We start from the raw sequence: 9,912 nt of genomic DNA, 5'->3' as shown, positions 1-9,912 counted from the left end.
CGGCCCCCCCCCCGCCCGCCCCCCCCCCCCCCCCCCCCCCCCCCCCCCCCCCCGCCCCCCCCCCCCCCCCCCCCCCCCCCCCCCCCCCCCCCCCCGCGGCTTGGAGAACGATCCGGATCCGGCTGGGGCACAATGTGCGGATGACGGAACGACTTCGCATTGCCGTGATTGGATACGGCACCGCTGGCCAGGCGATGGCCATCCTGCTGACCCGCGACGGGCACGACGTTGAGATCTTCGAGCGCGTGCCGACCCCTGGGCCGGTCGGCGCCGGTTTCCTGTTGCAGCCCAGCGGCCTGCAGGTGCTGTGGCAGATGGGACTGCTGGAGGCCGTGCGCGCGCATGCCGCGCCGGTGCATCGGCTTTATGGCGACACGCCGTGCGGACGTGCGGTGATGGACATGGGCTATGGCGGCCTCGATGTCCGCCTGCACGGTCTGGGCATGCAGCGCGGCGCCCTGTTCTCGCTGCTGGACCAGGCCCGCGATGGCGCCGGCCAACTGCATGCGGGGACCACCATCGACGCGGTCGATACCGCGCGGGGGCAACTGCGCGACAACGAAGGCCGCACCCATGGCCCGTTTGACCTGGTAGTGGCGGCCGACGGCGCAGCGTCGTCCCTGCGCGCGACCATTGCCGGCGGCGCTGGCCTCGACCGCGTCTATCCGTGGGGCGCATTGTGGTGCCTGCTGCCGGCCGGAGAGTGGCCGCACGTGCAGCAGCTGCGCCAACGCTACGTCGCCGCGCGCAAGATGATCGGCCTGTTGCCGGTGGGCACGCGTCCGGGTGATGACACCCCGCGCCTGAGTTTTTTCTGGAGCCTGCCACGCGCCGACTTCGCGCGTTGGGAAGATGAAGGCATGCAACCGTGGCTGCAGGAACTGCATGCGCTCTGGCCCGAGGCCAGCGCACGCTTCGATCACCTGCACGATGCCGGACAGCTGTCCCGGGCGGTTTACCGCGATGCGGTGATGACCCGTTGGCATCAGGGGCGCATGGTCCTGGTCGGCGATGCAGCGCACGCGATGAGCCCGCAGCTGGGGCAGGGGGTGAACATGGCGCTGCTCGATGCGCTGGCGCTGCGAGACGCGCTGCGTGTGCATGGCGCTGGTGAGACGGCACTGCAGGCTTACCAGGCGCAGCGACGTGCGCATGTGGCGGTGTACCAGCGCTGGAGCCGCTGGCTGACGCCGCTGTTCCAGTCCGATCGCGATGCGTGGGCCAAGGCGCGCGACGCGCTGCTTGGCCCGATGGGGCGGCTGCCGGGGGGACGCGGGCACATGCTGCGGGTGCTCAGTGGAACCCAGCACGGCTGGTTCGGTTCGCTTGCTCTGGATCCAGCCTTCCTCGAAGCCCTGGCCCGGCCGCCCGTTGCGCGTGCCACGCAGGCTGCCACGGCGGCTGCGTGAATCACATCATCACGTGAATTAACGGTTACCTCACTGCGTCTGTGCGACAAGAGTGAAGCACGCCACAGCTGCGTCGCCCGTTTTCCTCTCCGTGATTCGAACATCGCGTGGCCCGGGTGGCGCCGCCGTCGCGGCCTGCTGCGGCCCGGATGTGCTGCGAGTTCACGAGGAGGACGCCATGTTGTTCGCGGTCGAAGAGCTGGAATCGGAAATCTGCAAGCTGCGGGGATTGCTGCAGATGCTGCACGAGGACCAGCCCGACGTTCTGGAGGATGTGTTCGAGTTCCATGTGGGCAGCCTGATCAGTCATGCGCTGCCGGAACACCACACGCACATCCGCGCCTGCGCGCAGGAAATGCTGTCGGCCGTCCAGGCACTGCCGCGCCGGCAGAGCAACGACACGCCCGATTTCCATCTGATGCCGGCGCTGGCGGGCGTCCGGCCGGCCTGACTGTCGCGCCCGCTGGCCTTACCGGCCAGGCATCGCCACCAGACCCTGTTCGACACAGGCGATGCGCCGTTCACCCTGCGCCGGTGCGATGATCCAGCCGCCGGTGAAGGCGGAGAATGCCGGCAGCACCGTCAATCCTTCGCGGAGCCAGAACGCCGGAAAGCGGCGGCGCAGCGCCGGCAGTGCGATCTGCGGATGGATATGGCCGGCAATGACGTGCGCCGCGGGCATGTGCCGTGGTTCATGGCACAGCAGGAACGCGCCCAGTTGCACCTCCTCATGCAGCTCCACCTGCAGCGCCGCGTGCGGCAGGTGCCGATCATGATTGCCGCGTATCACATGCACCGCCAGCGCGGAGTGCTGCTCTCGCCATCCCAGCCATTGCCGGTACCACGCCGCACGATGCGCCGGCCCATGCAGCACATCGCCCAGTATCCACAGCTCGCGGCAAGCCCTTGCCTGCACCAGCCTCTGCAGGCGCTGCAGGTCTTCGCGGGTGCCGCCGGACGGCAGCGCGATGCCGGCGCGGCGGAACAGGTCGGCCTTGCCCAGGTGCAGGTCGGCGATCAGCAAGGCCTGCCGGGCCGGCCACCACAGTGCGCGCGCACCGAGCAGCAGCATGGGTTCACCGCCCAGCGTCACGGCCAGCTCATCGGCCATGGCGTCTCTCCAGCTGCTGTGCGGCACGCAGCACGCGGGTGCGCCAGTCTTCATTGCTGAACTGTCCTCGCAGGCGCTCGGCCCACAGCGGGAAGCCCAGCGGTGTCAGCGAGGCGGGATGCTGCAGTGACAGTGACTGCGTGCCGATGCGTTCGAGCACCTGCTGCAGGCCCGGCAGATCCAGGCTGTCCTGCAGCACTTCATGCTCGGCCAATGCCAGCAGCAGATGCTCGGGGTCGTGCTCGCGCAGCACGTCGTACAGCAGTCCGGCCGAGGCCTGCAGCTGGCGCAGCGAGCGCGGCGCGCCACCGGGCAGGCTGGGTACCAGCAGGCCAGCGACGCGTGCGATTCCGCGGAACTGGCGTCGCGCGAGCTCGCCCAGATTGACGGCGGCACGCAGGTCCTCAAGCAGCTGATCGGCCGCGAACAGTTCCTTCCATTGCTCCGCCTGCAGCTCGATCGGCTGCGTCGGTGCCAGCACCAGCCCGTGGTCATTGACGGCATAGCCGATGCTGTTGCGCTGCCGGCGCGTGCAGCGCAGCGCCAGCAACGCCGCCAGTGCCTCGTGGATGTGGCGCCCGGCAAAGGGATAGACGAACACGAACTGGCCTTCGCGGCGCCGGACGTCCTCCAGCAGCACGTGCGCGGGCGATGGCCGGGCAGACAGGCGTGACTGCAGTGCCATCAGGGGGGCCAGCCAGCGCGACTCGGCGCTGTCGTCCGCGCCGGACAGCACCGCTTCCAGCTCGCGCCCGAGCGGCATCGACAGGGGCAGCTGGCCGCCCTGCCAGCGCGGGACGGTGCCTTCACCGCCCTTGCGGGCCAGGCGCACATAGGCGGTCATGTCGCGCAGCTGCACCAGCTCCAGCATGCGCCCGGCGAACTGGAATCGATCGCCTCTGCGCAGGCGGCTGGCGAACTGTTCTTCCACCGAGCCGAGGCCACCGCCGCGCAGGAACTGCACACGCACGGCGCCATCGCTGCTGATGGTGCCGATCGACAAGCGATGGCGCAGGGCCTGGCGGCGGTCGTGCACGCGATGGTAGCCGTCCGCGTCGAGCACCACCTTGTGGAAGTCCGGGTACTGGGCCAGTGCCCGTCCCCCCTGCACGATGAAGTCCAGGACAGCCTGCCATTGCGCGTCGCCCAGGTGCGCGAATGCGTGCGTGCGCCTCACCTGCGCCAGCAGCGAGCGGCTGGTGAATCCCCCCGCCAACGCGCGGCTGACCGCATGCTGGGCGAGCACGTCCAGCGACAGGGTTGGCGGTCGCCTGGCTTCAACCACGCCGTCGCGCAGCGCGCGGCGGACGGCGGCGTACTCGGCCAGTTCCAGCGCATGGCTGGGCACGCACAGGATTCTGCCGCTGGCGCCGGGGCGATGCCTGGCACGGCCGGCGCGCTGGCGCAGCCGCGCCACGCCCTTCGGGCTGCCGAGCTGCAGTACCTGGTCCACTTCGGGAAAATCGACGCCCAGATCCAGGCTGGAGGTGGCAACCACGCAGCGCATCGCACCGGCGCGCAGGCCGTCTTCCACCTGCTGACGCAGTGCGGGGTCCAGCGAACCGTGGTGCAGCGCCAGCGTGGCGGCATCCTCCGGCCACACCGCCGCCAGCGCCTGGTGCCACAGTTCGGCCTGCGCCCGCGTGTTGGTGAACAGCAGACTGCTGCGCGCGGTCATCAGCGCTTCCAGCACGCGCGGAAGCTGCGCCAGGCCAAGATGTCCGGCCCAGGGAAAGCGCTCGCCCGGTGCCGGCAGCAGGCTGCTGACGGTGACCGGACGCTGGCGCGCGCCTTCGACGATGGGTGCATCCGGCCTGTCCGGCAGCAGCACGTCGCGCGCCTGCGGCAGATTGCCCAGCGTGGCCGACAATCCCCACAGCTGCAACGCAGGCGTGGTGTCGCGCAGCAGTGCAAGATTCAGCTGCAGCAGCACGCCGCGCTTGTTGCCCAGCAGTTCATGCCATTCGTCGACCACCACGCAGCGCAGCTGATGCATGCGTGGCAGGGTATCGGGGTAGGTGAGCAGCAGTGCCAGTGATTCGGGCGTGGTCACCAGCACGTCGATGCGCCCTTCGCGCGCCAGGCGCCGCTCGCGCTGGCTGGCGTCGCCGCTGCGCAGGCCCACGCGCCACCCCAGGCCCAGGCCATCGACGGCCGATTGCAGTGCGCGTGCGGTGTCGCTGGCCAGGGCACGCAGCGGGGTCACCCACAGCACCTGCAATGGGCGCACCGCGCTGGGGCGGGCGGGTGCGGGCGCGGGCGCGGGCGCGATCATCGCCTGCAGCAGCGGTCCGCCGAACATCGCCAGCGTCTTGCCGCTGCCGGTGGGGGTATGCAGCAGGCCCGATTCGCCCGCCAGGTAGTGACGCCACATGGCGCGCTGGAAGGGCAGGGGTTTCCAGCCGCGGCTGGCAAACCAGCCGTTCAGCCGCTGCAGGGCCTCGCTCCGCGTCATCGTGCCAGGGCCTGCAGCGTCGCCAGCTGATCGGCCTCGCTGGCCGGCTTGTCGTGGCGCCAGCGCAGGATGCGCGGAAAACGCACGGCGATTCCTGATTTGTGCCGTGCACTGCGGTTGACCGCCTCGAAGCCGAGTTCGAACACCTGCTCGGCGCGGACGCTGCGTACCGGTCCGAAGCGCTCGCGGGTGTTGGCGCGGATCCAGCGATCGAGGGCGAGGATTTCCTGATCGTCCAGGCCCGAGTAGGCCTTGGCCACCGGAACCAGCGCATCGCCGTCCCATACGCCGAAGGTGTAATCGGTGTACAGCGTGCTGCGCCGGCCATGGCCGGCCTGTGCGTACAGCAGCACGGCGTCGATGGTGAGTGGATCGACCTTCCACTTCCACCAGTCACCACGGCGCCGGCCGGACTGGTACGCCGAGCTGCGGCGCTTCAGCATCAGGCCCTCCACGCCGCGCTCGCGCGCGGCGTCGCGCAGCGCGGCCGCCCGTGCCCAGTCCCCGGCGGGCACCTCCGGCGACAGCTGGATGCGCGCATCGCCGAGCGTGCCGAGCAGTTCCGCCAGCTGCACGCGCCGCTGCTGAAGCGGCAATGCGCGCAGGTCGTTGCCGTCGCGTTCGAGCAGGTCGTAGGCCAGCATCCGCACCGGCGTCGTACGCAGCGTGGTGGCGCCCGGCTTGCGGCGCTGGATGCGGGTCTGCAGGGCGGTGAAGGCTTTCGGAAGATCGGCCGGCTCATCCCAGGCCAGCAGTTCGCCATCCAGCACCGATCCGTCCGGCAGCAGTGCGGCGGCCTGCTCGATCTCGGGGAACCGGCCGTCCAGGCGCTCTTCGCCACGCGACCACAGCGCCACCTCGCCGCGACGACGCAGCAGCTGCAGGCGGATGCCGTCCCATTTCCATTCCAGCAGCCAGTCGTCGATGCTGCCCAGGCGATCACCGGGCTCACCTTCCAGCGGCGAAGCGAGGAAGAACGGATACGGCTGCTGACGGTCCAGCGGCAGTTCTTCCGGCGACAGCAACTGTGCGAGCAGGGTGGGCGAGGGCACCCAGGTGCCCAGCATGCGCTGCGCGATGCGCGCGATGTCCAGCCCGGACAGTTCGGCCAGTGCCTGCTGGACCAGCCGCTGCGACACGCCGACGCGCAGTGCACCGGTCAGCAGCTTGTTGAACACCAGGCGTTCGTTCGCGGGCAGCTGGCGCCAGCCCTCGACCACGGCTGCACGTCGCTCGGGCTCGGGCTGATTGGCCACGGCCAGCAGATGCTGTTCGATCCAGTCGGCCAGAGGGCGGTCCGGCGCCATTGCCGTTGGGTCGTCCAGCAGCAGGGTCAGTGTCTCCGCCAGATCGCCGACCTGCGCATAGCTGTCCTCGACCAGCCACGCAGGCAGTCCGGCTTCCTCGCCGATCCAGCGGCGCAGCTCGCCGCTGGCAGCGATCTTCCGGCGCGCCCCCCCGACCTTGCCACCACTGAGCAGGAACAGGGCCCAGGCCGCATCGTGCGGTCGCGCGTGACGGAAGTAATCGACCAGCGCCGCGCGCTTGTCCAGCGTGGCGGTGCTGCGATCGAGGCGTTGGTACAGCGCGGCGAAGGCCTTCATTCCTCGCTCCCGAAATCGGTGCGGAAAGCCTCCGCGGCGACGCCGCGTTCGCGCAGGAACGGAATCAGCGCATCGGTGTTGCCATGCGTCGCGATGACGCGGCGTGCGCCGGTCTGCTCGATGGTACGCAGCAACGCGGGCCAGTCGGCGTGGTCGGAAATCACGAAGCCACGATCGACGTTGCGGCGCCGGCGGTTTCCGCGCAGCTGCATCCAACCGGAGGCGAAACCCAGCTGGTGGCGCCCGAAGCGGCGCAGCCAGGGCGTGCCGGCGGCCGAGGGCGGGGCGAGGATCAGCCGTCCGGCCGCATCGGCCTGGCGCCCCTGTTCGGCGACGGCGATCGCGTCCAGCATCGGGATGCCCGCAGCGCGATAGACGGCCACGCCATTGGCGATGGCACCGTGCAGCCATGCCGGCGGTTCGCCCCGTGCCAGCAGCTCGGCCAGCACGCGCTGGGCCTTGCCCAATGCATAGCAGAGCAGGACGGCGGCTTCACCGCGCTGCGCGCATTCCTCGCGCCAGGACGCGATCTCGGCAGCCACGGCTGCGGTGTCCGGCCAGCGGTAGATGGGCAGGGCGAAGGTCGCCTCGGTGATGAAGGTATCGCAGGGCACCACTTCGAACGGCGTACAGGTGGGGTCGGGCTGGCGCTTGTAGTCACCGGAGGCGACCCACACCTGCCGGCCATCATCGATGCGCACCTGCGAGGAGCCGAGCACATGACCGGCCGGATGCAGCGACACCTGCACCCGGCCCAGCGCAAAGGGTGCGCCCTCGGCATGCGCGTGCAGCGGCACGTCGCCCAGCCGCCAGCGCAGGATCGGCGCGCTGCCCGTGCTGCAGTGGTATTCGCCCATGCCCGGGCGCGCGTGGTCACCATGGCCATGGGTGATGACCGCGCGCGGCACCGGCCGCCAGGGATCGATGTGGAAATCGCCAGCAGCGCAGTACAGCCCTTCCGGGCGCAGCACCACAAGATCGTCGTTGCCTGCCATGGCTGCACTGTGGCGCGCGGCTCGTGCACGGGGTGAGAACCGGCCTGAACGCGGGCTTGGCGCAGCATGCGGCACAATCGGATCGCATACCTCTTGCCGCCGGATGGATCGCATGAGTGGACCGGGTTTCAGCAGCACTGCCCCCTTCGAGACCCATGTGGTGCTCAATCAGCCGCCACCGTTCGCCGGGCGCCAGCTGTTCACCGATGACGCAGCGTTGATGGAGGCGGTGCATCGCGAAGGCGCCGCAGCCTTCGTCCCGCGCCTGGCGCAGTACGGTGCGCTGGCCGGTGACGAGCTGTACCGGCTCGGATTCGATGCCAACCGCGACCGCCCGCGCCTGCGCACCCATGACGCGCAGGGGCATCGCATCGATACGGTGGAGTTCCATCCGGCCTACCACCAGCTGATGACCGCCGCGAAGGCGCATGGCGTGGCCGGCCTGTCCTGGCATGAGCCGCAGCCGGGTGCGCATGTTGCACGCGCGGCGCTGAGCTATCTGCACCACCAGGCCGAGGCGGGTACCAGTTGCCCGTTGACGATGACCCATGCGGCGGTAGCGGTGCTGCGGTCGCAGCCGAACCTGGCCGAATGGGCGCGCAAGGCCGCCGCACCGGTGTACGACCCGCGCGACGTACCGGTGGCCGACAAGGCCGGCATCACCCTGGGCATGGGCATGACCGAGAAGCAGGGGGGCTCGGATGTGCGCGCCAACACCACGCGAGCAGAGCCCATCGACGGCGAGCGCTATCGGCTGGTCGGCCACAAGTGGTTCTTCTCGGCACCCATGTGCGATGGCTTCCTCGTGCTGGCGCAGGCACCGGGCGGACTGACCTGTCTGCTGATGCCGCGCCGGCTTGCCGATGGCGACCGCAATGCATTCCGCCTGGTGCGGCTGAAGGACAAACTGGGCGATTGGGCCAACGCGTCCAGCGAAGTCGAGTTCTGCGGCGCGCAGGCGTGGCGGGTGGGCGAAGAGGGGCGTGGCGTGGCCACCATCATCGGCATGGTGATGATGACCCGCCTGGACTGCATGCTGGGTGCCGCAGCGGAAATGCGCATGGCGCTGGCGCAGGCGCTGCACCATGCCCGCTACCGCCGCACCTTCGGCCGGTTGCTGGTGGAGCATCCGTTGATGGCCAACGTGCTGGCCGACCTCGCACTGGAATCGGAAGCGGCGACGGTGCTGTCGATGCGCATCGCGCGTGCGGTGGACCGTGCGTCCTTCGATGCCGGCGAGGCGGCGCTGGCCAGGCTGGGCACGGCGCTGGGCAAATACTGGGTGTGCAAGCGGGCGGCGACCTTCGTCAACGAGGCGCAGGAATGCCTGGGCGGCGCGGGCTATGTGGAGGAATCAATGCTGCCGCGCCTGTACCGGCAGGCGCCGCTGAACTCGATCTGGGAAGGCAGCGGCAACATCCAGTGCCTGGATGTGCTGCGGGCACTGGCCCGCGAACCGGAGACGCTGGCCGCACTGCAGGGCGAGCTGTCGGCGGTGGCTGATCGCGATGCGCGCTATGCCGCTGCGCTGCAGCGCTGGGTAACGACCCCGGCACCGGAAGAGTCGCAGGCGCGGATGTTCTGCGAGCGCACCGCATTGCTGCTGCAGGCGGCGCTGCTGCTGCGTGCACGCAGTCCGGTGGCGGATGCGTTCATCCGCAGCCGGCTCGGCGGTGAACATGGATGGGTGTTCGGCACCCTGCCGGCCGGGTTGGACCTGTCGGAAATCCTGGCGCGCGCGCTGCCGTAGCGTGGAATTCTGTAGAGCGCCGCAGCGTGGCTGCGGCGCTCTGCAGTACCGGACGCGGCTCAGTGCTTGGCTTCTTCCTTGGCCGCGTTCGCCTTCGCGTCATTTGCGACATCACGCGCCTTGTCGGCGACCTTCTGTGCGGCGTCCGCGGTCGCATCGCTGGCGTGTGCAGCGGCGTCGGTGGCGGCGACCTTGGCCTGGTCAGCAGCATTGGCGGTAGCGTCGGCCGCCTTGTCCAGCGCCTGCTGGGTATCGGCCGCCGCCTGCTCGGATGCAGCTGCCGTCTTGTCGGCGGCCTCGCGGGTAGCTGCGGCGGCCTGGTCGACTGCGTCACGGGCGGCGGCGCCTGCGCTGTCGGCAGCCTGCCGCGCATCCTGGCGGGCCTGTTCGGCTTCCGGCCCCTTGCAGGCGGCCAGGCCGATCAGCAGCGAAGCGGCCAGCAGGGACAGGGTCAGCGAGCGGATCTTCATGGCGGTCTCCGGTAGTGCACTGCGGCAATGGATGGGGACGCCAGCCTATTCACGCCCTTGTGAAGGCGGGGTCGCGGAACGCGATGCAAAGAAAAAGCCGCTGGCGAACCAGCGGCTT

Annotated in this window: 8 protein-coding genes; 3 read left to right on the top strand and 5 right to left on the bottom strand. The window is 69.9% G+C overall.

Annotated features, from left to right (window positions below):
- The first annotated feature begins 140 nt into the window (after nucleotides 1-140).
- Both ACVOMM_RS05395 and ACVOMM_RS05390 read left to right on the top strand, forming a co-directional pair.
- Nucleotides 141-1,409: an FAD-dependent oxidoreductase gene (locus ACVOMM_RS05395; protein ID WP_164153133.1), complete on the top strand. Its 1,269-nt coding sequence runs from the start codon at nucleotides 141-143 to the stop codon at nucleotides 1,407-1,409.
- A 178-nt stretch (nucleotides 1,410-1,587) separates the two neighbouring features.
- Nucleotides 1,588-1,860: a hypothetical protein gene (locus tag ACVOMM_RS05390; RefSeq protein WP_053519542.1), complete on the top strand. Its 273-nt coding sequence runs from the start codon at nucleotides 1,588-1,590 to the stop codon at nucleotides 1,858-1,860.
- An 18-nt stretch (nucleotides 1,861-1,878) separates the two neighbouring features.
- Here the strand turns inward: ACVOMM_RS05390 and pdeM are convergent, their stop codons facing one another.
- The 4 genes from pdeM to ACVOMM_RS05370 are packed head-to-tail and all read right to left on the bottom strand — an operon-like array spanning nucleotide 1,879 to nucleotide 7,574.
- Nucleotides 1,879-2,520 (bottom strand): ligase-associated DNA damage response endonuclease PdeM, encoded by a 642-nt coding sequence (gene pdeM / locus ACVOMM_RS05385; protein WP_481525958.1) that lies wholly within the window; start codon nucleotides 2,518-2,520, stop codon nucleotides 1,879-1,881.
- Nucleotides 2,510-4,975 (bottom strand): ligase-associated DNA damage response DEXH box helicase, encoded by a 2,466-nt coding sequence (locus ACVOMM_RS05380; protein WP_481525957.1) that lies wholly within the window; start codon nucleotides 4,973-4,975, stop codon nucleotides 2,510-2,512. The genes pdeM and ACVOMM_RS05380 overlap by 11 nt, the downstream gene beginning before the upstream one ends.
- Nucleotides 4,972-6,579 (bottom strand): ATP-dependent DNA ligase, encoded by a 1,608-nt coding sequence (locus ACVOMM_RS05375; RefSeq protein WP_459040162.1) that lies wholly within the window; start codon nucleotides 6,577-6,579, stop codon nucleotides 4,972-4,974. Before ACVOMM_RS05375 ends, ACVOMM_RS05380 begins: the two co-directional genes overlap by 4 nt.
- Nucleotides 6,576-7,574, bottom strand: coding sequence for a ligase-associated DNA damage response exonuclease (locus tag ACVOMM_RS05370; RefSeq protein ID WP_197571803.1), 999 nt, complete (start codon nucleotides 7,572-7,574; stop codon nucleotides 6,576-6,578). The genes ACVOMM_RS05375 and ACVOMM_RS05370 overlap by 4 nt, the downstream gene beginning before the upstream one ends.
- A 112-nt stretch (nucleotides 7,575-7,686) precedes the next feature.
- On the opposite strand from ACVOMM_RS05370, the gene ACVOMM_RS05365 reads away from it, so the two are divergent.
- Nucleotides 7,687-9,324: an acyl-CoA dehydrogenase family protein gene (locus ACVOMM_RS05365; protein ID WP_197571802.1), complete on the top strand. Its 1,638-nt coding sequence runs from the start codon at nucleotides 7,687-7,689 to the stop codon at nucleotides 9,322-9,324.
- Between the two features lie 59 nt (nucleotides 9,325-9,383).
- On the opposite strand, the gene ACVOMM_RS05360 is transcribed toward ACVOMM_RS05365, so the two are convergent.
- Nucleotides 9,384-9,794: a hypothetical protein gene (locus ACVOMM_RS05360; protein WP_053519548.1), complete on the bottom strand. Its 411-nt coding sequence runs from the start codon at nucleotides 9,792-9,794 to the stop codon at nucleotides 9,384-9,386.
- Between the last annotated feature and the right edge of the window lie 118 nt (nucleotides 9,795-9,912).

The organism is Stenotrophomonas sp. STEN009 (assembly GCF_056760395.1).
This window is presented reverse-complemented; position numbering and strand designations above follow the sequence as displayed.

Bases quoted from the DNA above. Each gene is read 5' to 3' on its own strand.
- ACVOMM_RS05395 (WP_164153133.1), top strand. From the start codon at position 141: ATGACGGAACGACTTCGCATTGCCGTGATTGGATACGGCACCGCTGGC.
- ACVOMM_RS05390 (WP_053519542.1), top strand. From the start codon at position 1,588: ATGTTGTTCGCGGTCGAAGAGCTGGAATCGGAAATCTGCAAGCTGCGG.
- pdeM (WP_481525958.1), bottom strand. From the start codon at position 2,520: ATGGCCGATGAGCTGGCCGTGACGCTGGGCGGTGAACCCATGCTGCTG.
- ACVOMM_RS05380 (WP_481525957.1), bottom strand. From the start codon at position 4,975: ATGACGCGGAGCGAGGCCCTGCAGCGGCTGAACGGCTGGTTTGCCAGC.
- ACVOMM_RS05375 (WP_459040162.1), bottom strand. From the start codon at position 6,579: ATGAAGGCCTTCGCCGCGCTGTACCAACGCCTCGATCGCAGCACCGCC.
- ACVOMM_RS05370 (WP_197571803.1), bottom strand. From the start codon at position 7,574: ATGGCAGGCAACGACGATCTTGTGGTGCTGCGCCCGGAAGGGCTGTAC.
- ACVOMM_RS05365 (WP_197571802.1), top strand. From the start codon at position 7,687: ATGAGTGGACCGGGTTTCAGCAGCACTGCCCCCTTCGAGACCCATGTG.
- ACVOMM_RS05360 (WP_053519548.1), bottom strand. From the start codon at position 9,794: ATGAAGATCCGCTCGCTGACCCTGTCCCTGCTGGCCGCTTCGCTGCTG.